We start from the raw sequence: 23,295 nt of genomic DNA, 5'->3' as shown, positions 1-23,295 counted from the left end.
GCGACCTTGGGCGGGTGACTCGATCCACCGGTGCCCATGACGCGTTCGCGAACCGTGCGGACGAGATCGTCGCGCTCGTCGACCATCGCCTGTGCGGTCTGGCCGCGGTGCGGCACGCGATCAGGCTCGTCCCGCACCGCGGGTCTCCGCTGACCGTCGTCATGCTCAGGCGCCCCCTGCCGGCCCTGGCCTCGTTCGCGCTGCTGAACTCGGGCGGGGTCCTCTCGGACGGTTCGGTGCGGGACGACCGGGAGCTGTGGATGTTCGGCCGGGTGGCCGAGCTGCTGGCGCCCTCCCTCGTGCCCTGGGACTTCCGGGTGGCCGACGGCGACGGAGGGCTCGCTCGGATCGTCGGCGGCTCCGCGGCGACGGTGGTCGTCTCCGGCCATCCGGTCCGGCCCCGGCGGCGCGCGCTCAGGATCCCGCCGGGCGCCGGCCGGGGTCAGGCGGGCGCGGCGTCGCTCGTGGTGGTGGGCTGCGGCAGGGCCGCCAGGAGGTCCTGCGTGTAGGGGTGGGCGGGCCGGTGGAAGACCTCGTCCACCGGGCCGCTCTCCACGATCCGTCCCTCCCGCATCACGATCACGCGGTCGCTGAGGTGGTGGATCACGCCGAGGTCGTGCGAGATGAACAACAGGGACACGCCGAGGGACGCCCGCAGATCGGCGAACAGGTCGAGCACCTGCGCCTGCACCGACACGTCCAGGGCCGACACCGGTTCGTCGCAGACGATGACCTCGGGCCGGGGCGCGAGCGCGCGGGCGATGGCGACCCGCTGGCGCTGGCCGCCGGACAGCCGGCGGGGGTGGCGGCCGAGCAGGCTCGCGTCGAGCCCGACCCGGTGGAGCAGTTCGGCGATCTCGTCCCGCCGCCGCCGCACGGCGCGCCTGCCCGGGGAGCCGAGGGCCTCGGTGACGACCCGTTCGACCGTGTAGCGCGGATCGAAGGAGGCGAGGGGGTCCTGGTGGACGAACTGGATGCGCCCGCGCAGCGGACGGCGCCGCGGCTCGGGCACGTGCGACCACGGCGTGCCGAGGAAGCTCACCGTGCCGGCGTCGGGGTCCTGAAGGCCGAGCACCAGACCGGCGAGCGTGCTCTTGCCGGAGCCGGACTCGCCGACCACGCCGAGGATCTCGCCCCTGCCCAGGGTGAGGGAGACGCCGTCCACGGCGGGGCGCCGCGTTCCGTCCGGCCGGGGGTAGATCTTGGAGACTCCGTCGACCGCGAGGATCTCCTCCGGCGGCGAACCGTTCCCGGAGGCCGGGGCGTTCCCGCCGTCCCGGGACGCCGCGCCGCCGGCCGGGCGGGCGCGTCCGGAGGGGACGGCCGCCAGCAGGCGCCGGGTGTACGGGGCGGACGGCGACCTCAGCACCTGTTCGGCGGTGCCCTGCTCGACGAAGACGCCCTCGTGCATCACCGCGATCCGGTCCGCCAGCCGCGCCACCACGGAGAGGTCGTGGCTGATCAGCAGCACCGCGGTCCCGGCGTCCTTCATCGTGGACAGCAGGTCGAGGATCCGGGCCTGGACGGTGACGTCCAGGGCGGTGGTGGGCTCGTCGGCGATGAGCAGCGGGGGATCGGCGGCCATGGCGGAGGCGATCAGGGCGCGCTGGCGCTGCCCGCCCGAGAGCTGATGCGGATACTGGCGCGCGCGCAGCCGGGGGTCGGGCACGCGGACCTGCTCCAGCAGGGCGACCGCCCGTTCGCGGCGCTCGTCCCGCGGGACGGTCCGGTGGTTGCGGAGCGTCTCGGCGACCTCCGCGCCGACGGTGCGCAGGGGGTCGAGCGACGAGAGGGCGTCCTGGAGCACCATGCCGACCTTGCCGCCGCGGAGTTCCCGCCACCGGCGGTCGCCGATCCGCGTCAGGTCCTCGCCGTCCAGTTCCAGCCGCTTCGCGGTGACCGACGAGCCCTGGCCGGCGAGTCCCATGAGGGCGCGCGCGGTCACGCTCTTGCCGGATCCCGACTCGCCGACGATGGCCAGGCACTCCCCGGGCCGGATCTCGAAGCCCACGCCGCGGACCGCGTGCACCCTCTCGCGCCCGGTGGCGAACGAGACGTCGAGCGCCTCGACGGTGAGCAGGGCGCGCGCGGTCCCGGCGTCCTCATCGGCCGACATGCGGGAGCCTCCCTTCGAAGCGACGTTGCAGCGTCCTCCCGACGACGTTGACCGACACCACCGCGACGGTCAGCGCCAGTCCCGGGAAGACGGCCATGGCCCACGCGATCTCCAGGAAGTCGCGTCCCTCGGAGAGCATCGCGCCCCATTCGGGCGTGGGCGGTTTCGGTCCCAGCCCGAGGAAGCTCAGCGACGACCCGGCGATGATGGCCGTGCCGACGTTGACCATCGCCAGGACCAGCAGCGGGGGCAGGGCGTTGGGGAGCACGTGCCGCAGGTAGATGACCGGTCGCGGCGCGCCCAGGGTGATCGCGGCGCGCACGTAGTCCGAGTCGCGGACGACCAGGGCCTGGCCGCGGGCCAGCCGCACGAAGCCGGGCGTCAGCGAGCAGCCGATCGCCAGCATGGCGTTGCCGGTGCCGGGGCCGAGGATCGCGACGACCAGCAGGGCGAGCAGGAGCCCGGGGAAGGCGAGGAAGACGTCGGCGACGCGCATGACGGCCTCGTCGACGACCCGCCCGCCGACCGCCGCGAGAACACCGAGCAGCGACCCGAGGACGACGGCGATGGCGGTGGCGCCCAGCCCGATGGCCACCGACGGGCGGGCGCCGTGCACCACCCGGCTGAAGACGTCGCGGCCCAGCTCGTCGGTGCCGAAGTAGTGGTCCGAGGTCGGCGCGGCGAGCGCCGCGGCGGGGTCGACGGCGTCCGGAGCGTGCGGCGCGAGGAGCGCGGGCCAGACGACGGCGATCGCGAGCAGCGCCAGCATCGCCGCGGCCGCCGCCACGCCGAGGGACCGCCGGCCGGTCACAGCGCCGCCCCCCGCAGCCGGGGGTCCACGACCCGGTAGAGCCCGTCCACGGCCAGGTTGATCACGGAGAACGCCAGCGCCGACACGACGACCACCCCGGTGACGACCGGAAGGTCGCGGCCCGCGATGGCCGTGGCCATCACCCGGCCCAGCCCCTGCCGGCTGAAGATCGTCTCGATGACGACGGCGCCGCTGAGGAGGGCGCCCACGCACCACCCGGAAAGGGTGATCATGGGGATCAGGGCGTGCCGCAGCGCGTGCCGGATCCGGACCGCGGTCTCGCCGCTGCCCCGCGCCCGCGACGTCAGCGCGAAGGGTTCCTCCAGGGCGCGCTCCAGCCCTTCACGGAGCACCTGGGCGAACACCCCGACCAGGCTCAGCGCGAGCGCGACCGCCGGCAGGACCAGCCCCTGCGGTCCGCTGCCGCTGATCACGGGGAACACCTGCCAGCGGAAGGCGAAGAAGGTGAGCAGCAGCACCCCGGTCCAGAAGCTGGGGGTGGAGATGGCCAGCAGTTCGAGGGCGACCGCGAGCCGCCGCAGCGCGGGGCGCCGTCCGGCGGTGGCGACGGCCAGGACGGTCGCCACCGTCACCGCGAGCAGGAAGCCGGCCGCCGCCAGCTCGAGCGTGGCCCACAGCTGGTCCCCGATCACCCGCGCGACCGGCTGCTGCAGCTGGTAGGAATGGCCGAGGTCGCCGCGCAGCAGCCGTCCCATGAAGAGCCCGTACTGCTCGAGGAGCGGACGGTCGTAGCCGAGTTCGTGACGGACCTGCCGGAGCAGTTCCGGGGTCGGCGGCGACCCCAGCAGGGTGCGCACCGGGTCGCCGGGAGTCAGCCGCATGCCCGCGAAGGCCACCGTGGCGGCGCCCGCGGTGACCAGCACCGTCAGCAGGAGGCGGCGGACGAGCCACCGGACGGTCGCGTTCACTTCCCTCCCCCCTTCCGGGCCTCGTAGAAGAGCGGGTAGGCGTGGGAGTCGAAGCGGACGCCCCGGACCTCGGTCGACGCGCCGACCAGGCGGACCGGAACGTAGAGCGGGACGACCAGTGCCTTGCGCAGCAGCCGATCCTGGACCTCGGCGTAGTGCCGGGCGCGGACGGCGGGGTCCGTCGTGGCGGCCGCGTCGCGGAGCAGGCGGTCCAGCCGGGAGTCCGACAGCCGGAAGAAGTTCCCGCCGCCCTTCGGGGGAGTGCGGTCCCGGGCGAAGTAGTAGCGCAGGATGTCCGGCTCGGCGCGGGCGAGGCTGGTGCTGTACAGGTCCATCGTGCCCTGGAGCACGTCCCTGGCCATCGCGCCGCCGTCCTCGTTGACGAGGTCGACGGCGATGCCGACCCGCTTGGCGTGCGCCTGGACGCCCTGGGCGAGGACGTGGCGGCGGTCCTGCATGAGTTTGGACATGTACGGCCAGCGCAGGGCGAGGCGTTCGCCGTTCTTCGTCCGGTACCCCGCGGAGTCCCGGCCCGTCCATCCCGCCTGGTCCAGCAGCCGGTCGCTCAACGCGGGGTCGTACGGCCACGACCCCTCGGTCGCGCGAGAGTACCCGGTCGTGGCCGGACTGAGCGGGCTCCAGGCCCGCGAATACTCGCCGGAGTAGACCGACTCGACGAGCCGGTCGATGTCGACGGCCCGCATCAGCGCGGTGCGGACCCGCTCGTCGGCCAGGACGCCGCGGGTGCCGTTGAGGAAGATCCCGAAGACGGCGCCCGGCATGTCGGCGCGGAGCAGCCGGGTGCGCCCGGACGAGCGGACGGATGCGGCGTTCGTCGTGGGAACGCCGTCGACCATGTCGGCCTGCCCCGCGGTGAGCGCTCCGAGCCGGACCGAACCCTCCGGCACGAAGCCGATGCTGAGCCGTTCGAGGTGGGCGGGCCCGCGATGGCCCGCGTATCCGGGACCCCACGAGTAGCCCGGATTCCTGGTCAGCACGACCTGCTTGCCGCGCGTCCAGCCGGCGAACCGGAACGGGCCGGACCCGACGGGCGTGCCGCAGAGGGCCTCGGCGTTCCCCCGCAGCCGCGCGGTCGGCTGGATCCCGAGGTGCGCGGTGCTCAACGCCTGGAGGAACGAGGCGTCCGGTTCCCTCAGCCGCACCTTCACGACGCGCGGTGCGACGACCTCGGCGGAGGCGTAGGAGCGGACCAGGCTGGCCGCGTAGCGGGACTTGGTCTCCGGGTCGACCGCGTGGTCCAGGGTGGCCTTGACCGCGGCGGCGTCGAGCGGTGTCCCGTCATGGAAGCGCACGCCGGATCGCAGGTGGAAGGTGTAGGTCCTCCCGTCCTCCGACACCGTCCAGCGCTCGGCGAGCCAGGGGTGGAACCGGCCGTCCGGCGTCATGCCGACCAGCGAGTCGAAGATCGAACGGTCGATCAGCGCCGTGACCTCCAGCCCGCTCACCTGGGGGTCGAGGCAGTCGGGTTCCAGCCCGGTGGCGTAGACGAGGTGTCCGTCCGCCGTGCCGGCGGCGGCCCCGCCCGGGGCGCACGCCGTCGCGGCCGCCGCGATCAGTGAAGCCGCCGGCAACGCCAGGGACGGCAGTGGTCGGCCAAGGCCCATCCTCGATCTCCTCCGGAGAGTTCACCGGTGAACGATGATCTGGGCCGTACTCTCCGCGAGTGATCTAAAGGCGGACTTAACCTGCCCCCGGCCCGCGGGCCTCGGCCCCGGCGGCCGGGACGGGCGTCTCGGCGCCCGGCATCAGCCCGCGCAGAGCCAGGGCGAGCAGCCGGTCGGCGACGTCCGGTTCCTGCTCGGCGGCCATGGCGATGGCCCCGACGAGCCTGAGGACGTCCAGGAACTCGACCTCGGGCGGGATGAGGCCGGCGCGCTGCGCCTCCCGGAACAGGACCTCTCCCGCCGCGCGCATGGAGGTGCAGGAGGTGAACACCTCCGAGCGCTCGTCCCGCAGGGTGGCCATCACCGAGGCCGCCATGCCGCGGACCTCGGTGACCTCGGTGATGAACGCCTGCAGCCAGGTGGTGAGCGCGACCTCCGGCGACGCCGACCCGGTCAGCTCGCGCGCGCGGGAGCTGAGGTTGTCGTAGCTCTCCGTCAGCAGCGCTTCCAGGAGGTTCTGCCGGGTGGGGAAGTGGCGGTAGAGGGTGCCGATGCCGACGCCGGCGCGCCGGGCGAGGGCGTCCAGCGAGGCGTCGGCCCCCTGCTCCAAGAACAGCTCCCTGGCCGTGGCGAGCAGGCGGGCGTGGTTGCGCCGGGCGTCCTTCCGCCCGGACTGCGCGGAGGTGCGGGCCGCTTGCTTGGCGTCCATCCGTTCCTTCCTCGCCGTGCCGGACGGGCGTCCCGCCGCGCACGCGAGCGTGTACCGGGGGACGCCTCCGCATTCTACGGCAGCGGGCCGGTGCCGCCGCGGACGTCGCGACCGGCGATGCCGGACGGCGGGCTCACCCGTCCAGGGAGACCGCGTGGAAGAGCGGGTAGGCGCTGGCGTCGAAGCCGAGCCCCTCGACCTCCTTGGTGGTGCCGATCATCCGTTCCGGGACGTAGGTCGGGATGGCGAGCGCGTGCTCGTTGAGGTAGCGCTGGACCTCGCGGTAGATCCGGTTCCGCTCCTCGGCGTCGCTCGTGGTGGCGGCCTCCCGCAGCCACCGGTCCAGCCGGGAATCGGTGCGCTGGAAGAAGTTGCCGCCGCCCTTGGCGGGGGGCCGGTCCGAGGAGAAGAAGTAGCGCAGGATGTCGGGCTCGGGGCGGACGAAACTGGCGCCCATGATGTCCATGCGCTCCCGCGCGCCCAGGACGTCCTGGGTCAGGGTCCCCGCGTCGACGCTGCGCAGGTCGACATGGATGCCGACCCGCTTGGCCTGGCCCTGGACGCCCTGCGCGAGCACGTCGCGCCGGTCGCGCAGCAGCGCGGCCTGGTAGGGCCAGCGCAGGGTCAGCCGTTCGCCGTTCTTCGTCCGGAATCCCTCGGCGTCGCGGCCCGTCCATCCCGCCTCGTCGAGCAGCCGGTCGCTCAGCGCCGGGTCGAAGGGCCACGAGCCGACGGTCGCCGGCTCGTACCCGATGGTCGAGGGGCTCAGCGTGCTCCAGGCACGGGTCTGCTCCCCGAAGTAGACGGATTCGACGAGCTGGTCGAGGTTCAGCGACCGCTGCAGGGCGACGCGGACGCGTTCGTCGGCCAGCACGCCCTTGGTCCCGTTGAGGAACAGCACGAAGACGACGCCCGGCGCCTTGGCCCGGAGCAGCTCGAGCCTGCCGGACGACTCCAGCGACCCGACGTTGGAGGGCGGGACGTTGTCGATGACGTCGGCCTGGCCGCTGGTCAGCATGCCGAGCCGGACGCTGTTCTCCGGCGCCACCACGAACGTGAGCTTGGGGACGCGCGCGGGTCCGGCGTGCCCCGCGGATTCCGGACCCCACGCGTAGGACGGGTTCCTGGTCAGCACGATGCTCTTGTTCCGGGTCCAGCCGGAGAAGCGGAAGGGGCCCGAGCCGACGGGCTCGCCGCAGCGGCCCGCGGCGTCGGCGCGCACCGCCTTCGGCGACTGGATCCCCAGGTAGGCCGTGCTCAGGGCCTGCAGGAACGACGCGCTCGGCTCGGAGAGGCGCACCGTCACGGTGTCGGCGTCGATGACCTCCGCCCCGGTGTAGCCGCGGAGGAGGCTGGCCGCGTAGCGCGACTCGGTCTTCGGGTCGACGGCGTGGTCCAGGGTGGCCTTCACGGCGGCCGCGTCGAGCGGCGTCCCGTCATGGAACCGGACGCCCGGCCTGAGATGGAACGTGTACGTGCGCCTGTCGCGCGAGACCGTCCAGCGCTCGGCGAGCCAGGGGTGGAACTCGCCGTCCGGTGTCATGCTCACCAGCGAGTCGAAGATCGGCCGGTCCACGGTGGCGGTGATGTCCAGCGCGCTGACCTGGGGGTCGAGGCAGTCCGGCTCGCTGTCGGTGGCGAAGACGAGCCCTTCCCCGCCCGGACGCGACGGTGCGGCGCCGGAGCACGCCGACGCGGTGAGACTGGCCGAGAGGGCGGCGGCGAGCAAGGCGTGCTTCCGGTTCATGTCCGGATGGTGGGAGCGCCCCCTAAAGGCGACCTTAATCCGCGCGCGCGTCCCGGCGGCCGCGCGGCCCCCCGTGAGCTTTAGGGACGCTTTAAGCGCGTTGCCCAAGCTGGCCGTGCGGTCGACCGCGGCGATGGTCCTCGCCACCGTGCGGTGGCCGTTGGACGCATCGAGCAAAGGATTCAGATGCCGGAACCAGACGAACCGACCGTGCCGAAGAGCGGGGGCGACCGGGCCGGGAACCTGCGCTTCCCCATGGAACGCCCGGACGCCCCATTCGACCCGCCGCCCGAGTACGCCCGGTTGCGGGCCGAGGAGCCCGTCGCCGACGCCACGCTCGCCGACGGGCGGAAGGTGCTGCTGATCAGCCGGTACGACGACGTGAAGTCGACGCTGCGGGACCCCCGGGTCTCCAGCGACCTGCGCAAGCCGGGATGCCCGGTGCCCGGCGGCGGACCGCCGCTGCCGGAAGGCGCGCCGCATCCGTGCTTCCGGACGGACCCGCCCGAGCACACGATCTACAAGAAGCTGCTGCTGCCGGACTTCACGGTCCGCAAGGTCAACGGCATGAAGCCGCGGATCCGGGAGATCGTCCGCGGCGTCCTGGACGACATGGCCGGGGCCGGCGGGCCCGTCGACCTGAACGCGGCGGTGGCCGTGCCGGTGCCGAGCCTCGTGATCTGCGAGCTGCTGGGCGTCCCCTACGCGGACCACGAGTTCTTCCAGGAACGGACCGCGGTGCCGCTGAACCGCTCCAGCACGCCGGTCGAGGTCAAGGCCGCGATGACCGACCTGTGGGACTACCTGGCCCGGCTCCTGGCCGTCAAGCGGGCGGACCCGGGCGACGACATCCTCAGCAAGCTGGCCGCATCGCAGGCCGAGGAGCGGGATGCCGTGGCCTCCGCGATCGCCGTGCTGAACGGCGGCCACGAGACCACGGTCAACATGATCTCGCTCGGCACCGCGGTGCTCCTGGAACGTCCCGGGGTGCTGGCCGAACTGCGCGCCGATCCGGGCCTGTGGCCGGGCGCGGTCGACGAACTGCTCAGATACCTCAGCATCGGGGACCTGTCGGTGGCGCGCGCCGCGCTCGACACCATGGAGATCGGCGGCCGCACCGTCCACGCGGGAGAGGGGATGTTCCTCCTGGTGGGGGCGGCCAACCGGGACGCCGACGCGTTCCCGGACCCGGACGAGTTCGACGTGCGGCGCCCGCGCCACCGGCACATCGCCTTCGGCCACGGGATGCACCAGTGCATCGGCCAGCATCTCGCCCGCGCGGAGCTCGAGATCGTCTTCGCGGAGCTGTTCGGCCGCTTCCCCGGGTTGCGGCTCGCCGTCCCGGCGTCCGAGCTCTCCTTCAAGAAGGACAGCCACGTGTACGGGCTGCGGTCCCTGCCGGTCGAGTGGTGAGCCGGGAGGGGGCGCCGATGCGGGTCGTCGCGGACCGGAACGCGTGCAGCGGAGCCGGGCAGTGCGTGCTCGCCGCGCCCGACCTGTTCGACCAGGACGACGCCGAGGGGCTGGTCGTGCTGCTCCGGAGTCCGGACGCCGCCGAGGCCGAGACGGTCCGTGAGGCGGTGTCCCTGTGCCCCTCGGGGACGCTGCATCTGCAGGAGTGAGGCCCGGCGCCGCCGGTGGGAAGCCAGAAGGGGTGGTCTCGTGGAGACCACCCCTTCGACGTCGTCCCGCTAGAGCGCGGGGGCCTTCTCGGCGGGAGCCGGGGAGGCCGCGGACGGGCGGCGCAGGAGCAGCGCCGCCACCAGCAGGCACGCGGGAAAGGCGATCGCCGCGGTGAACACGCTGGAGGTGGCGTCGGTGAGGATGTGGGTCTGCGCTTCCGCGGGCGCGACGCCGGCCGGCGGGCTCTCGGCGCCGTCCCGCAGCGCGCCGGTGTACACCGTGGTGAGGACGGCCAGGCCGAGGGCCGCCCCGACCTGCTGCACGGTGTTGAGCAGCCCCGACGCCGCGCCGGCCTCCGCGCCCTGGACCGTGGACATCACCACCACGTTGAGGCAGGCGAACGCGATCCCGGCACCGGCGCCGAAGAGCACCATCGGGCCGAAGATGTCCTGGAAGTAGCCGCTGCCCACGGAGAGCCGGGCCAGCCACACCATGCCCGCGACGGTCACCACGGAGGCGGCCACGATGGCCTTCTTCGGTCCGAAGCGGGCCATCAGGGGCGCGGCCACGGACGCGGCCACCATCATCACCGCCGCCAGCGCCAGGAAGGCCAGGCCCGTCCTGATCGCGCTGAAGCCGAGGACGTTCTGCAGGAAGGAGACGAGGTAGACGAACATCGCGAACAGCGTCGCGGGCAGGAGCATCATGCTCAGGAAACCCGCCGCCCGGTCGCGGTCGGCCAGGAGCCGCAGGGACAGGATGGGCTGCGCGGTCCTCGTCTCGATGAACACGAAGAGGGCGAGCAGCAGCACTCCCGCGGCGAGCGCGCCGATACTGGCGGCCTCGCCCCATCCCTTCTCGCCCGCGTGGACGAACCCGTAGACCAGGGCCACCATCCCCGCGATCGACGTCAGCGAGCCCAGCACGTCGAACCGGCTGGGGACGCCCGGGGCGCCGGACAGGTACAGCGGTGAGAGGACCAGCAGCACCGCCGCGATCGGGACGTTGACCCACAGGACCCAGTGCCAGGAGAGCCCGTCGGTCAGGAGCCCGCCGAGGATCAGGCCGATCGCCATTCCGGATCCGGCGACGCCGGCGAACACGCCGAGGGCCCGGTTGCGCGCCTCGGTGTCGGTGAAGCTGGTGTTGACGAGCGCCAGCGCCGCGGGCGCGGCGAGCGCGGCGGCGACCCCCTGCCCCACCCGGGCCAGGAGCAGATGCCACGCCTCGGTGGAGAAGCCGCCGAGCAGGGAGGCCAGGGCGAAGAGCGCGACACCGGTCATGAAGGCCCGCCGGTGGCCGAAGACGTCTCCGGAGCGTCCGCCGAGCATGAGGAGGCCGCCGAAGGCCAGCAGGTAGGCGTTGAACACCCAGGACGCCCCGGACGGGGTGAAGCCCAGGTCGCTCTGGATGCTCGGCAGCGCGACGGCGACGATCGTCCCGTCCAGGACCACCATGAGCTGGGCCGTTGAGACGATCAGCAGCGCGAGGCCGGGATGGTGGCCGAGCGCGGGCGCCTTTCCGCCCCCCGCGCGGGGCGGCGATATCGACGAGGTGGACATGCGTTTCCTTCCATCACCGTGTTCGGGTGCCGTACGGGTGCCGTACGGCTGCGGTACGCGTGCCGTGCGAGGCCGCTCGGGCCGTCACCAGGCGACGGGGAGTTCGTGAACGCCGAAGACGAAACTGTCGGGGCCGCGGAACCGCAGCCCGGAGAAGTCCACGGCCAGGCGCAGACCGGGGAACCGCCCCAACAGGCCCGCCAGCGCCACCTCCAGTTCCAGGCTCGCCAGCGACCTGCCGAGGCACTGGTGGACGCCGTGGCCGAACGCGAGGTGGCCGCGGGCGTCCCGGGTGACGTCGAGCCGGTCCGGCCGGGCGTAGACGGTGTCGTCGTGGTTGGCCGCCGGGATGCTGAACTCCAGTGCCTCTCCCGCGGCGATCGGCACGCCGCCGATCTCCAGGTCGGCGGTGGCGGCGCGGACCATGGCGAACTGGGTGATCGAGAGGTACCGGAGGAGTTCGTCGACGGCAGGCCGGACCAGTCCCGGGTCGCGGTGCAGCGCCTCGAGCTGGTCGGGGTTGCGCAGCAGGACGAGCACGGACAGCGCGATCATCTGGGCCGTGGTGTCGTGCCCCGCGACCACCAGGAGCCGCGCCATCGCCACGAGCTCGTCGTGCCCGAGCTCCCCGGCGGTCACGTACCGGGTGGCCAGCCGGCCCAGCACGTTGTCCGCGGGGTTCTTCTCGTAGTCCGTGACGAGCCGGTCGAGGTAGTCGGTCAGCTCGCGGAACGCGCGGGCGGATTCGTCGGGGTCGGCGGTCGAGGAGTCGAGGACCTCGCTCGTCGCCCGGATGAACTCCCGCTCCTCCGGCGGGATGCCGAACAGCCCCGAGATCACTCGCGAGGGGACCGCCGTCGCGTACTCGGTGACCAGGTCGATGGGCGGGGTCCGGGTCCCGAGGGCGTCGAGGAGCCCGTTCACCTCGTTCTCCACGGCGGGTCGCATCCCCTGGACCCTGCGGTGGGTGAACTCCGGCGTGACCATCCGCCGGAGCCGCGCGTGCTCGGGATCGTCCATCTCCAGGAAGGACATCGTGGGGGGACCGGCGGCCAGCGGGCCCACGCGGGGCAGGTCCGGATTGCTGGAGTCCGCGCTCGTGCGGGGCTCGGCCAGCCCCTCCCGGACGTCCTTGTGCCTGGTCAGCAGCCAGGAGTGGTTTCCCGCCGGGAGCCGGACCCGGACCGGCCCCCGAGCCCGCAGCGCGCCGTACTCCGGTGCCGGCAGGACGCCCGCGCAGCGGGGCTTGGGGTATTCGGCGTCCGCCGCGCCGGGGTCACGCATGACCGGACCCGCTCGCGGGCCGCGGGCCGCCCGCCCGCGGGGGGAGGTCGAAGGCGGCGGCCGTCAGCTCGTGGGACCTGGCGCGGTCCTTCATGTCGTGGATCGGGGTGATGACCATGAGCTCGTCGACGCCGGTGGCGGCGACGAGCTCGGTCAGCCGCGCGCGCACCGTGTCGGGGCCGCCGACGACGCTGCGGGCCAGCTGCTGCTCCATGAAGGCGCGCTCCTGCGCCGACAGGGGCGCGTCGGCGATCTGCTGGGGCGTCATGTTGGGGCCCACGCGGGCGCCCTTGGCCAGATTGAGGGCGATCATGCCCAGCGGCTGGGCCAGCCAGGCGGCCCGGTCCTCCGAGTCGGCGGCGATCACGGCGGCGGTGACGAGCGCGTACGGCCGGTCCAGTTCGGCGGAGGGCCGGAAGCCGTTCCGGTAGATGTCGATGGCCGCCACCGGGTCGCTGAGCCCGAAGTGGTTGGCGAACGCGTAGGGGAGGCCCCATTCGGCGGCGAGCCGCGCGCTGGAGGGGCTGGAACCGAGGACCCACGTGGCCGGGCGGGCGCCGACCGCGGGCACCGCGATGATCCTGCTGCCGGGCTCGTCGGTCACCGGCACGTCGAAGTAGGCGCGCAGCTCGCGGACCTGCTGGGGGAAGAGGTCCGCGGTGGGCGACTGGGCCCTGCGCAGCGCCGCGGCGGTGCCCGGGTCAGTGCCGGGGGCCCGCCCGAGTCCGAGGTCGATCCGGCCGGGATACAGGGCCTCGAGGGTGCCGAACTGCTCGGCCACCACGAGCGGGGCGTGGTTCGGCAGCATCACGCCGCCCGATCCGACCCGCAGGACGGACGTGGCGGCGGCGATCCCGCCGATGAGGACGGGCGGCGCGCAGCTGGCGACGTTGCCGGTGTTGTGGTGTTCGGCGACCCAGTAGCGGGTATAGCCGAGCTGCTCGACGGTGACGGCGAGTTCCACCGTGTCGCGCAGCGCTTCGGTCGCGGTCGAGCCTTTCCAGATCGCGGAGGTGTCGAGTACCGACACCGGAACCGTGGGGGTGGTGGTCACGCGCGGGTCTCCTCGGGAGTCGGTACGAACGGGATGAAGGGATGACGGCGGGGCGGACGCAAAACGGAGGCCGCCTCCAGTTCGAGAGAATACGGAGACTCTCTCCGCTTTGCAAGGATCCCGCCCCGCCGGGTGTTCTTCGCTCGCCCTCGGACGTTCCGGCGGGGTCAGAGCATCACGTTGCCGCCGTCGACCCCGATGTAGGCGCCCGTGACGTGCCTGCTGAGGTCGGACGCCAGATGGACCACGACGTTGGCCACGTCCTCCACGGTGCCGACGCGTCCCAGCGGCGTCGTCTTCTCGAACTCCTTGATCATCGCTTCCTGGTGCGGGCCGGCGTTGGCGTCGGTCGGCACCATCCCCGGCGCCACGGTGTTGACCCGGACGCCGTCGGGGCCCAGTTCGACGGCCAGCACGCGGGCCAGCGCGTCCTGTGCCGCCTTCGCCACGGTGATCTCGCCGGTGCCGCGCAGCGGCCGGCCGCGCGAGGCGGTGGCGCTGATGAACACGATGCTGCCGCCGCCCTTGCGCCGCATCCCGGGCAGTACCTCGCGGGCGGGGAGCAGCGAGGCCGCCAGCTGGGTGCCGGTCCGGTCCAGGACCTCCGCCGCGCTCTGCACCGCGTCGGTGCGTCCCGCCCGGTAGCGCTCCACGGCCCCGTCGGTCTGCCCGGCCGCGTTGCAGACCAGGATGTCGACGTCCCCGAGCGCCTCGGTCGCCCGCTCCACGAGCGCGGCGACCTCGGACTCGACCGACGCGTCCGCGCCCAGCGCGACGCCCTTGGCGCCCGCCGCCTCGACGGCGGCGACGACCTGCTTGGCCGCGTCGGGGCTGCGCTGGTAGTTGACGGCCACGTCCGCGCCGTGCTCGGCGAGCGCGACGGCGATGCCGGCGCCGATGCCCCGGCTGCCGCCGATGACGAGCGCGACGCGTCCCGCAAGCGTCCTGGCCTGTACCATGTCCTGCTCCCTTCCCGTGGAGGCCGGTGCCGTGGTCACTTGGACCGGGACACGTCGACGAGCCATTCGACCGGCTCGTGGTAGTGGCGGAAGAGGACGATGCGGCCGTCCCGGATGCGGACGAGCTCGATGTACTTGGTCCGGTAGGTGTTGCCGGTGGTGGACACCGACCCGATCCCGTCGAAGGCCCAGACGACGACCTCGGGGTCCGAGGTCTGGTACACCTCGTCGGAGTCGATCTCCTCGAGCTTCAGCGGGGTCTTGGACTGCCCTTCGATCAGGTAGGCCCGGATGTTCTCGCGGCCCTCGAGGACATGGGGATGCCCGCCGGAGGCGTAGGGCATCTCGAGAACGCCGTCTTCGGCGAACAGCTCGCCGAACCCGGCCATGTCGATGTCCAGCATGCACCGCCGCACGCGCTGGACGATCTCGGTGGGCGTGGCGGCGGCGGTGGTGTCGGTCGCGGTGGTGTCGGTCGCGGTGGTGTCGGTCATCGCGTGGCGGCTCCTCGCGCTGTGGGTGATCGGGTGACCGGCACCAGCATCGGAGCACGCACTAAGTGCGACCTTTGCGGCGGCTAAAGCGCCTCAGCCGTCGGGCGCGCCGCCGGTGCCCCGAACCACCGGGCCAGCGCGTCCCGCAGGCCCTCGGTCGAGGCCCCTTCCGGAGCGCAGTAGGCGACGTGGCCGTCGGGACGGGCCAGGAGGACCGCGGCGCCGAGGTCGCCGGAGGGGGACGCGGTGACCAGATCCACGCGGTCGGACCAGCGGGCCGCCGCCGAGACGTCGGCGCTCCCGCCGGACAGGTCGAACAGGACGCCCCGGCCGGTCCGCAGCGCGGCGGCCGTGCCGCGGGGGCCGCCGTCCGCCGTGGCCAGCGGCACGTCCGGGAGGGGACGCCCCAGCAGGGGATGATCGGAGCCGTCGGGGCCGCCCATCGGGTAGCGGACGTCCGTCGTCATCCGCAGCAGGTGACGGTTGACCTCGGCGAACTCCAGGAGCTCGCCGAACAGCGACCGCAGCGGCCCGACCTTGTCGAACGGGGTCAGCAGGGCCATCGCCGCCTGTGCGTGGTCGTGCACCCGCACGCCCACCGGGCGGCGCTCGTCCTGGTAGGTGTCCAGCAGGCCGGGCGGCGCCCAGCCGTTCAGGTCCGCGGCGAGCTTCCAGCCGAGGTTGACCGCGTCGTGGACGCCGGTGTTCAACCCCTGCGTCCCGGAGATGAACAGCACGTGCGCCGCGTCCCCGGCCAGGAACACCCGGCCGTCGCGGTAGCGTTCGGCGAGCCGCGTGGTCCCCCCGAAGCGGGACAGCCACAGCGCTTCGCCCGCCGGCGCCTCGCGTCCCGTGACCCGCTTGACCGCGGCCAGCAGCTCCTCGGACGTGACGGGCGTGGCGTCGCCCGGCGGATCGATCCCGAACTCCATGGTCATCAACCGCAGCTCGCCGGGGGCGATGGGGAGGGCGCCGTAGATCCCCTCCGGCCCGATCGTCCGGTCGAACTCGTGCTCGGCGCCCTCGGGCAACGCGACGTCGCCCAGCAGCGCGTAGTGGGTCGGTCCCTCGTCGGGGAAGGCGATGCCGGCGAGTTCGCGCACGGTGCTGCCCGCACCGTCACAGCCGACGAGATAGGCGGCGTCGAGCCGGTCCTCCCCGCCGGGGCCGCTCAGGACGACCCGCACCCCGTCCGCGTCCTGCTCGAACCCGGCCACCTTCCGGCCGCGCCGGACGTCGGCGCCGAGTTCGAGCGCCCGCTGCTCCAGCAGGCGCTCGGTGCGCCACTGCGGATACGCGAAGGTGTGGTCGCGCTCGTCGACGGTCTCCAGGTCCAGCCAGAGGAACGCGAAGGGGGTGCGCGGCCAGAAGAACATGTCGTCCTCGACGATCCGGTCGGCGAGGCCGCGCTGCCGGAACACCTCGAGGGTCCGCCCGTGGACGGCCATCCCTCCGGAGCGTTCCGGCCGCTCGGTGACCGGGTCGGCGACCACCACCGGGATCCCCGCGAGCCGCAGCTCGCAGGCGAGCATCAGCCCGGTCGGTCCCGCTCCTGCGATGACTACGGCGCCGCTCATGACCCCTCCTGCACTGGAAGCCTGTGCGGCTCATGCTTCAGGGGCGTGCTAAAGCGCCGTTAAATCGCCGCTTCGGCGGCGAGCTCGTCCTTGAGGTAACCGACCAGGGCGGTGGGATTGGGGTGGTCGAAGACCGCGACGGGCGGCAGCGCGAGGCCGGTGGCCGCGCAGAGCCGGTTGCGCAGGTCGAGCGCCGTGAGGGAGGTGAAGCCGCTGTCGAGGAAGTCCTGGTCGACGTCGATGTCGTCCGGCGCGTCGTGCCCGAGTACGGCCGCGGCCTGCGCGCGGACCAGCTCGGTCAGGATGCGCTCCCTGCCCTCCTCCGGCGCGGCGGCCAGCCTCCGGAGCAGGTCCGCAGACGCGTCGGGCGCGGGCACGGGCTCGTGTTCCTCCGGGGCGGACGGCTCCGCGGGCGCCGCGGGCCGGTGGCGCCGCCACCAGTCCGCCAGCGCCGGGAGCAGCTCGGCCAGCGCCTCCTTCCGTTCCGAGCCGGCGTCGAGGGCGTCGACCAGCCAGCCCAGATCGGCGTTCTCGACCGCTTCCCAGAAGCGGCCGTGCGCCCCGGTCACGGAGGTCGCCGCCGGCGTGTCGAGCCAGTACCGCCTGCGCTGGAAGGCGTAGGTCGGGAGGTCGATCCTCCGGTCGCCCCCGAACAGGACGTCCCAGTCCACGCGGACGCCGCAGGCGAAGGCGTGGGCGACCGCGCCGATCAGCGAGCGGGGGCCGGGCCGGTCGCGGCGGAGGGCCGGGACGCACGCCGCGCCGGCACCGAGGATCTGCTGGGTCAGGGGGGTGAGCACCCCCTCCGGCCCCAGTTCGATCGCCGCGGTCACGCCCTCCTCCGCCAGCGCCCGGACGCCGTCGTGGAAGCGGACGGTCTCCCGGATGTGCCGGGTCCAGTAGTCGGCCGAACAGAGGTCCGCGTGCTCGGCGACGCGTCCCGTGACGTTGGAGACCACCGGGATCGCCGGCGGGCGGTAGGTGATCCCGGCCGCCACCTCGCGGAACTCGTCGAGGACGGGATCCATGTGCGGGGAGTGGAACGCGTGGGAGACCCGCAGCCGTTTCGTCCGGTGCCCGCGCGCCTTCCAGGCCAGCGCGACGGCGGCCACCGCCTCGGCGTCCCCGGAGATCACGGTGGCGGCGGGCCCGTTGACGGCGGCGATCGCGACTTTGGCCTCGTCGAGCGTCCCGGCCACTTCCTCCGCCGGAGCCTGGATCGAGAACATCGCGCCGTCGGGGCGGGCGGCCCGCATGAGCCGGCCCCGGGCCGCGACGAGCCTGGCGGCGTCGTCGAGGGAGAACACGCCCGCGACGTGGGCGGCGGCGAGTTCGCCGATGGAATGGCCGACGACGAGGTCGGCCCGCACGCCCCAGCTTTCGAGGAGCCGGTACAGCGCGGTCTCGAACGCGAACAGGGCCGCCTGGGTGTAGTCGGTCCGGTCGAGCAGGTCGGGGTCGTCGAACATGACGTGCTCGAGCGGTCGCTCCAGGTACGGGGCGAAGCGGGCGGCCACGTCGTCGAGGGCCGCGGCGAACTCGGGGAAGGCGCCGTACAGGTCGCGGCCCATGCCGGGGCGCTGGCTGCCCTGGCCGGAGAACAGGAAGGCCGTGCGTCCGTTCCGCGCCTTGTCCCGCACCAGGGTGGGCGCGGCCTCCCCGCGGACGAGTTCGTCCAGCCCGCGGCGCAGGTCGTCGAGGTCGGTGCCCACGACCACCGCGCGGTGGGGGAACGCGGTGCGGGACGTGGCCAGCGAGCGGCCTAGATCGGCGGGCCGGGCGTCCGGGGTCGTCTCGAGGAAGCCGCGCAGCTTCTCTGCCTGGCCGCGCAGAGCCTCCTGGGTTCTCGCGGAGATCACCCATGGCACCGTTCCGCCGGGGGCGGTGGCCGCGCCGCCGCGCTCCTCCGCGGACGGGGCCTCCTCGATGACGGCGTGGGCGTTGGTGCCGCTGATCCCGAAGGAGGACACGGCCGCGCGTCGGGGGCGGCCGTCGGGCGTCCAGGGGGCGGGGCGGGTGAGGAGGGAGACGGCGCCTGCGTCCCAGTCGACGTGCGGGGTGGGCTCGTCGATGTGCAGCGTCCGGGGGAGCAGGCCGTGTTCGAGGGCCATGACCGTCTTGATGACGCCCGCGATGCCGGCCGCTGCCTGGGTGTGGCCGATGTTGCTCTTGATGGAGCCGAGCCAGAGGGGGCGGTCGCGGTTCTGTCCGTAGGTGTTGATGAGGGCTTGGGCTTCGATGGGGTCGCCGAGTGTGGTGCCGGTGCCGTGGGCTTCGACGGCGTCGATGTCGGCCGGTGTCAGGTCTGCGTTGGCGAGGGCTTGGTGGATGACGCGTTGCTGGGAGGGTCCGTTGGGGGCGGTGAGCCCGTTGCTGGCACCGTCCTGGTTGATCGCTGAGCCCTTGATGACGGCGAGGACGGGGTGCCCGTTGCGCAGGGCGTCGGAGAGCCGCTCGACCAGCACGAGGCCGGCGCCCTCCCCGAAACCGGTGCCGTCGGCGGCCGCCGCGAACGACCTGCATCTGCCGTCCGCGGACAGCCCGCGCTGGCGGCTGAACTCGGTGAACAGGGCGGGGGTCGCCATGACGGTGACGCCCCCGGCCAGGGCGAGGTCGCACTCGCCGTTGCGGAGCGCCTGGACGGCGAGGTGCAGCGCGACCAGGGACGAGGAACAGGCGGTGTCGATCGTGACGGCGGGCCCCTCCAGCCCGAGCGTGTAGGCGACCCGTCCGGAGGCGATGCTGCCCGCGCTGCCGTTGCCGAGGAAGCCCTCGAAACCGGCGGGCGCCTCCCCGAGCCGGAGCGCGTAGTCCCCGTACATGACGCCGGTGAAGACACCGGTGCGGCTCCCGCGCAGGCTCGCGGCGTCGATGCCCGCCCGCTCGACGGCCTCCCACGCGGTCTCCAGCAGCAACCGCTGCTGCGGATCGGTGGCCATCGCCTCGCGGGGGCTCATGCCGAAGAACGCGGCGTCGAAGTCCAGGGCGTCGTGCAGGAAGGAGCCCCGCGCGGTGTAGGACTTTCCGGCCTTGTCGGGATCGGGATCGTAGAGGGCATCGACGTCCCAGCCCCGGTCCTTCGGGAAATCCCCGACGACGTCCCGGCCTTCGGCGACGATCTCCCAGAGCCGTTCCGGCGAGTCGGCCCCGCCCGGGTATCGGCAGCCCATCGCCACGATCGCGACGGGTTCGCGGCGTTCGGCCTCGGTCCGCGCCAGGCGCCGCCGGGTGTCCCGCAGATCGGCGGTCACCCGTTTCAGGTAATCCAGAAGCTTCTCTTCGTTCGCCATTCGGCGTGCTCCTCCAGCACTCGCTGAGCGGGACGGGGTCGATGTCAGGCGAGGTCGCGGTCGATCAGTTCGAAGATCTCCTCGGCGGTCGCCGTCCGGATGGCGTCCTCGCTCGCCGTGATCACCGCGGGACGGCCGAGGTGGGCGAGCAGGGCCCGGAGCCGGTCCGCGACGCCGAGCCGTTCGGCCTCGTCGGCGCCGATGCTCCCGAGCGCGGACTCCAGCCGTTCGAGCTCGCCGAGCACCGGGGGTTCCGCCTCCGCGGTGACCGCCTCCTCGATGCGGGCCGCCAGGGCGGTGGGCGTCGGATGGTCGAAGACGAGCGTCGCCGGCAGCCGCAGTCCGGTCGCGGCGTGCAGCCGGTTGCGGAGCTCGACCGCGGTGAGCGAGTCGAAGCCGAGCTCCTTGAAGGCCGCGCCGGCGTCGACCGCCCCGGGCGCCCGATGCCCGAGCACGGTCGCCACCTGGCCGCGCACCAGGTCGAGCACCAGCCGGTGCCGTTCCTCGCCGGTGAGCCCGGCGAGCCGTTCGCCGAGCGGCGCCCCGCCCGTCTCGGCGGGCCGCCGCGCGGGCGTCCGGACGAGCCCGTGCAGCACCGGGGGCAGCAGTCCCGCGGCGGCCTGCGCGCGCAGGGCGGGAACGTCCAGCCTGGCGGCGGTCGGCGCGGGCGCACCGGCCGCGAGCGCGGCGTCGAGCAGCGCCAGCCCCTGCTCGTCGCTCAGCGGCAGGAGACCGCCGCGGTTCACCCTGGCGAGATCGTCCTCGCCGAGATGGCCGGTCATCGTCCCGGTCCGGGCCCACAGCCCCCAGGCGATCGAGGTGGCGGGGAGCCCGTGCGCGTGCCGGTGCAGGGCGAGCGCGTCGAGGAAGGTGTTGGCCGCCGCGTAGCCGCCCTGCCCCGGGGTGCCGAGCCGCCCGGCGGCGGAGGAGTAGAGCACGAAGGCCGCCAGGTCCGCCTCGCGGGTGAGCTCGTGGAGGTTCCACGCGGCGTCGACCTTGGGGCGGAGGACGGCGTCGAGCCGTTCGGGCGTCAGCGATCCGATGGTGGCGTCGTCCAGGACCCCCGCGGCGTGCACGACGGCGGTGAGCGGATGCTCCGCCGGAATGTCCGCCAGCAGCGAGGCGAGCGCGTCCCGGTCGGCGGCGTCACCGGCGGCGACGGTGGTCTCGGCGCCGAGCGCGGCCAGCTCGTCGACCAGCTCGGCGACGCCGGGCGCGTCGGGACCCGACCGGCTGGTCAGCAGCAGGCGGCGAACACCGTGCGCGGTGACGAGGTGCCGGGCGACCAACCCGCCGAGGGCACCGGTGCCCCCGGTGACGAGGACGGTACCGGTGCCGAATCGGCCCCCGGCGACGGGCGACTCGTGCGTTCCCGCGTCCGGGGACGGGACCGCGAGCCGGGGCACGCGGATCTCGCCGCGGCGCACCATGAGCTGCGGTTCGCCGGTCGCCAGCGCCGCCTCCACCGCCGGTGCCGAGATCTCGTCGACGTCGAGCAGCACGATCCGGCCCGGCTCCTCGGCCTGGGCGGAGCGCACCAGGCCCCACACCGTGGCGGCCGCCGGGTCCCGCGGATCCTCGGCCTCGTCCGCGACCGCGCCGCGGGTGAGGACCACGAGGCGGGCGTCGGCGAACCGCTCGTCGGACGACCAGCTCCGCAGCACCGCGAGGACGCGGCGCGCGACGGCGTGCGCCTCGGCGACGACGTCCGCCGGACCGCCGAGGGCCGGGACCACGACGGCATCGGGCATGGGCGACCCGGCCGTGACGGCCTCGCCCAGCGCGTTCAGATCCGGATGGACGTCGACGGCGGCGTCGACGCCGAGGCCGGGATCGCCGATCCAGGCCGTTCGCGCGGCTGCGGCCGGCGGGCCCGCCGTGGGGCTCGGGACCGTCCACTCCGTCCGGAACAGGGATCGGTCGGTTCCGCCGCGCAGGGCCGCCAGACGCCCGGGATGGACGGGACGGGTCACCAGTGACTCCACCACGGCCACCGGAGCTCCGGCCCGGTCCGCGATCGCCAGGGAGATCGCCCCCTCCCCGGCGCGCGAGGCCCGGACGCGCAGCACGGACGCACCCGGCGCGTGCAGGGTGACACCGGTCCACGTGAACGGCAGCCGGATCCCCTCGCCGACACCGTCCGCGTCGACGCCCAGCACCGGTCCCGCGGCGTGCAAGGCGGCGTCCAGAAGCGCGGGGTGCACGGCGAACTCCGCTGCGTCGGCCCCCTCGGGCAGCGCCACCTCCGCGTAGACGTCCGCGCCGACCCGCCACGCCGCCCGCAGCCCCTGGAAGACGGGCCCGTAGTCGTACCCCTGGACGGCCAGCCGCTCGTAGTGCTCGCCGACGTCGATGCCGACGGCGTCCGGTGGCGGCCAGGCGCCGGGCCATGCCGGTGCGTCCCCGGACGACGCGGACAGCCGCCCCTCGGCGTGCCGGGTCCATTCGCCGTCGGGATCGTCCTCGGGCCTGGAGTGGACGGTCAGGGCACGACGCCCCTCCCCGTCGGGCTCTCCCACCGTGAGCTGGACGTGCACCCCGCCCTTTTCCGGGACGAGCAGCGGCGCCTCCAGCGCGAGCTCGTCGAGTCGGTTCGCGCCGGCCTGGAGACCGGCGTGCAGGGCGAGGTCGACGAGACCGGTTCCGGGGAACAGGACGGTCCCGGTGACGGCGTGGTCGGCCAGCCAGGGGTGCGTCTCCAGCGAGAGCCGTCCGGTGAACACCGCTCCCGGGCCGGCGGCGAGATCGACCGCGGCGCCGAGCAGCGGATGGGAGTTCGTGACCAGCCCGGCCGCCCTGACATCGCCTTTTCCGGAGCGAGTCGTCGTCCAGTAGCGCTGTCGTTGGAATGGGTAGGTGGGGAGTGTGGTGTGGTGTTTGGGGGGTGGTGTTTTCCAGGGTGTGTTCGATGTGGTGTGGAGTTGTGCGAGGGAGGTGGTGAGTTTGTGGTTTCCGCCGTTGTTTCGGTGGAGTGTGTCGATGGTGGTGGCGGGTGGGTTGTGGGGGTGGGTTTCGGTGGTTTCCTGGATGGCGGTGGTGAGGACGGGGTGGGGGCTGATTTCGATGTAGTGGGTGTGTTTGTGGTGGTGGAGTTGGTTGATGGTTTCTTGGAAGCGGACGGGTTGGCGGAGGTTTTGGTACCAGTATTCGGGTGTGAGGTCTTCGCCGTTGATCGGTTCGGTGGTGAGGGTGGAATAAAGCGGTGTGTGGGTGGCTTGGGGGGTGATGTCTTTGAGTGCGGTGAGGAGGTGCTGGTGGAGGGGTTCGACCGCAGGGGAGTGGGAGGGATAGTCGACCCGGATGCGGCGGGCGTGAACGTTGTTGTCTTGGCAGGTGACGAGCAATTGCTCAATTGCGTCGGCGGGGCCGGCGACGATGGTGGTGGTGGGGCCGTTGTGTGCGGCGATGGTGGTGTGGGGTGGGAGGAGCTGCTGGGTGTGGTCGGGGGGTAGGGAGATGGAGGCCATGGTGCCGGTGCCGGTGAGGGTGCGGAGTGCTCGGGCGCGTAGGGCGCT

The 23,295-nt window shown here is 73.4% G+C and carries 17 protein-coding genes; 3 read left to right on the top strand and 14 right to left on the bottom strand.

Going from position 1 to position 23,295, the window contains the following annotated elements; all coding sequences use genetic code 11:
* Nucleotides 1–14 precede the first annotated feature (14 nt).
* Nucleotides 15–509 carry a hypothetical protein gene (locus tag AB0L25_RS26085; RefSeq protein WP_500175308.1) on the top strand — a complete coding sequence of 165 codons (495 nt, stop codon included), beginning with the start codon at nucleotides 15–17 and terminating at the stop codon, nucleotides 507–509.
* Here the strand turns inward: AB0L25_RS26085 and AB0L25_RS26080 are convergent.
* From AB0L25_RS26080 to AB0L25_RS26055, 6 genes are all read right to left on the bottom strand, one after another.
* On the bottom strand, nucleotides 443–2,116 hold the full coding sequence (locus tag AB0L25_RS26080) for a dipeptide ABC transporter ATP-binding protein (RefSeq protein ID WP_500175306.1): 1,674 nt from the start codon (nucleotides 2,114–2,116) through the stop codon (nucleotides 443–445). The two genes, AB0L25_RS26085 and AB0L25_RS26080, sit on opposite strands and share 67 nt — an antisense overlap.
* The gene (locus tag AB0L25_RS26075) at nucleotides 2,103–2,927 is read right to left on the bottom strand and encodes an ABC transporter permease (protein WP_500175305.1); all 825 of its coding nucleotides are present in this window, start codon (nucleotides 2,925–2,927) and stop codon (nucleotides 2,103–2,105) included. The genes AB0L25_RS26080 and AB0L25_RS26075 overlap by 14 nt, the downstream gene beginning before the upstream one ends.
* A complete protein-coding gene (locus tag AB0L25_RS26070; protein ID WP_500175304.1) occupies nucleotides 2,924–3,856 on the bottom strand; it encodes an ABC transporter permease in 933 nt (310 codons plus the stop codon). The genes AB0L25_RS26075 and AB0L25_RS26070 overlap by 4 nt, the downstream gene beginning before the upstream one ends.
* Nucleotides 3,853–5,481: an ABC transporter substrate-binding protein gene (locus AB0L25_RS26065; RefSeq protein WP_500175303.1), complete on the bottom strand. Its 1,629-nt coding sequence runs from the start codon at nucleotides 5,479–5,481 to the stop codon at nucleotides 3,853–3,855. Before AB0L25_RS26065 ends, AB0L25_RS26070 begins: the two co-directional genes overlap by 4 nt.
* A gap of 76 nt (nucleotides 5,482–5,557) precedes the next feature.
* Complete coding sequence (locus tag AB0L25_RS26060; protein ID WP_500175302.1) at nucleotides 5,558–6,190, bottom strand: TetR/AcrR family transcriptional regulator; 633 nt, start codon at nucleotides 6,188–6,190, stop codon at nucleotides 5,558–5,560.
* Nucleotides 6,191–6,323: 133 nt separating this feature from the next.
* Nucleotides 6,324–7,937 (bottom strand): ABC transporter substrate-binding protein, encoded by a 1,614-nt coding sequence (locus AB0L25_RS26055; protein ID WP_500175301.1) that lies wholly within the window; start codon nucleotides 7,935–7,937, stop codon nucleotides 6,324–6,326.
* Nucleotides 7,938–8,123: 186 nt separating this feature from the next.
* Between AB0L25_RS26055 and AB0L25_RS26050 the strand changes: the two genes are divergently transcribed.
* Nucleotides 8,124–9,350, top strand: coding sequence for a cytochrome P450 (locus AB0L25_RS26050; protein WP_500175300.1), 1,227 nt, complete (start codon nucleotides 8,124–8,126; stop codon nucleotides 9,348–9,350).
* A gap of 17 nt (nucleotides 9,351–9,367) precedes the next feature.
* Nucleotides 9,368–9,559 carry a ferredoxin gene (locus AB0L25_RS26045; RefSeq protein ID WP_500175299.1) on the top strand — a complete coding sequence of 64 codons (192 nt, stop codon included), beginning with the start codon at nucleotides 9,368–9,370 and terminating at the stop codon, nucleotides 9,557–9,559.
* A 69-nt stretch (nucleotides 9,560–9,628) separates the two neighbouring features.
* Here the strand turns inward: AB0L25_RS26045 and AB0L25_RS26040 are convergent, their stop codons facing one another.
* From AB0L25_RS26040 to AB0L25_RS26005, 8 genes are all read right to left on the bottom strand, one after another.
* Entirely contained in the window at nucleotides 9,629–11,122 is a 1,494-nt protein-coding gene (locus AB0L25_RS26040; RefSeq protein ID WP_500175298.1) for an MFS transporter, read from the bottom strand.
* A gap of 84 nt (nucleotides 11,123–11,206) precedes the next feature.
* Nucleotides 11,207–12,406, bottom strand: coding sequence for a cytochrome P450 (locus AB0L25_RS26035; RefSeq protein WP_500175297.1), 1,200 nt, complete (start codon nucleotides 12,404–12,406; stop codon nucleotides 11,207–11,209).
* On the bottom strand, nucleotides 12,399–13,460 hold the full coding sequence (locus AB0L25_RS26030; protein ID WP_500175296.1) for an LLM class flavin-dependent oxidoreductase: 1,062 nt from the start codon (nucleotides 13,458–13,460) through the stop codon (nucleotides 12,399–12,401). Before AB0L25_RS26030 ends, AB0L25_RS26035 begins: the two co-directional genes overlap by 8 nt.
* 167 nt (nucleotides 13,461–13,627) lie before the next feature.
* On the bottom strand, nucleotides 13,628–14,419 hold the full coding sequence (locus AB0L25_RS26025; RefSeq protein WP_500175295.1) for an SDR family NAD(P)-dependent oxidoreductase: 792 nt from the start codon (nucleotides 14,417–14,419) through the stop codon (nucleotides 13,628–13,630).
* A gap of 35 nt (nucleotides 14,420–14,454) precedes the next feature.
* Nucleotides 14,455–14,913 carry a nuclear transport factor 2 family protein gene (locus tag AB0L25_RS26020; RefSeq protein WP_500175294.1) on the bottom strand — a complete coding sequence of 153 codons (459 nt, stop codon included), beginning with the start codon at nucleotides 14,911–14,913 and terminating at the stop codon, nucleotides 14,455–14,457.
* Between the two features lie 83 nt (nucleotides 14,914–14,996).
* A complete protein-coding gene (locus AB0L25_RS26015) occupies nucleotides 14,997–16,490 on the bottom strand; it encodes an FAD-dependent monooxygenase (RefSeq protein ID WP_500175293.1) in 1,494 nt (497 codons plus the stop codon).
* A gap of 59 nt (nucleotides 16,491–16,549) precedes the next feature.
* Nucleotides 16,550–19,780 carry a type I polyketide synthase gene (locus AB0L25_RS26010; protein WP_500175292.1) on the bottom strand — a complete coding sequence of 1,077 codons (3,231 nt, stop codon included), beginning with the start codon at nucleotides 19,778–19,780 and terminating at the stop codon, nucleotides 16,550–16,552.
* Between the two features lie 44 nt (nucleotides 19,781–19,824).
* Nucleotides 19,825–23,247, bottom strand: a complete 3,423-nt coding sequence (locus tag AB0L25_RS26005; protein WP_500175390.1) for a type I polyketide synthase — start codon at nucleotides 23,245–23,247, stop codon at nucleotides 19,825–19,827.
* Nucleotides 23,248–23,295 lie beyond the last annotated feature (48 nt).

It is taken from the genome of Spirillospora sp. NPDC052242, from assembly GCF_040679555.1.
Classification (GTDB): domain Bacteria; phylum Actinomycetota; class Actinomycetes; order Streptosporangiales; family Streptosporangiaceae; genus Spirillospora.
This window is presented reverse-complemented; position numbering and strand designations above follow the sequence as displayed.

What these genes read in the sequence shown, in the direction of transcription:
- AB0L25_RS26015 (WP_500175293.1), bottom strand. Translation starts at nt 16,490, where the DNA reads ATGAGCGGCGCCGTAGTCATCGCAGGAGCGGGACCGACCGGGCTGATG.
- AB0L25_RS26010 (WP_500175292.1), bottom strand. Translation starts at nt 19,780, where the DNA reads ATGGCGAACGAAGAGAAGCTTCTGGATTACCTGAAACGGGTGACCGCC.
- AB0L25_RS26020 (WP_500175294.1), bottom strand. Translation starts at nt 14,913, where the DNA reads ATGACCGACACCACCGCGACCGACACCACCGCGACCGACACCACCGCC.
- AB0L25_RS26080 (WP_500175306.1), bottom strand. Translation starts at nt 2,116, where the DNA reads ATGTCGGCCGATGAGGACGCCGGGACCGCGCGCGCCCTGCTCACCGTC.
- AB0L25_RS26045 (WP_500175299.1), top strand. Translation starts at nt 9,368, where the DNA reads ATGCGGGTCGTCGCGGACCGGAACGCGTGCAGCGGAGCCGGGCAGTGC.
- AB0L25_RS26060 (WP_500175302.1), bottom strand. Translation starts at nt 6,190, where the DNA reads ATGGACGCCAAGCAAGCGGCCCGCACCTCCGCGCAGTCCGGGCGGAAG.
- AB0L25_RS26040 (WP_500175298.1), bottom strand. Translation starts at nt 11,122, where the DNA reads ATGTCCACCTCGTCGATATCGCCGCCCCGCGCGGGGGGCGGAAAGGCG.
- AB0L25_RS26035 (WP_500175297.1), bottom strand. Translation starts at nt 12,406, where the DNA reads ATGCGTGACCCCGGCGCGGCGGACGCCGAATACCCCAAGCCCCGCTGC.
- AB0L25_RS26025 (WP_500175295.1), bottom strand. Translation starts at nt 14,419, where the DNA reads ATGGTACAGGCCAGGACGCTTGCGGGACGCGTCGCGCTCGTCATCGGC.
- AB0L25_RS26005 (WP_500175390.1), bottom strand. Translation starts at nt 23,247, where the DNA reads ATGGCCTCCATCTCCCTACCCCCCGACCACACCCAGCAGCTCCTCCCA.
- AB0L25_RS26055 (WP_500175301.1), bottom strand. Translation starts at nt 7,937, where the DNA reads ATGAACCGGAAGCACGCCTTGCTCGCCGCCGCCCTCTCGGCCAGTCTC.
- AB0L25_RS26050 (WP_500175300.1), top strand. Translation starts at nt 8,124, where the DNA reads ATGCCGGAACCAGACGAACCGACCGTGCCGAAGAGCGGGGGCGACCGG.
- AB0L25_RS26065 (WP_500175303.1), bottom strand. Translation starts at nt 5,481, where the DNA reads ATGGGCCTTGGCCGACCACTGCCGTCCCTGGCGTTGCCGGCGGCTTCA.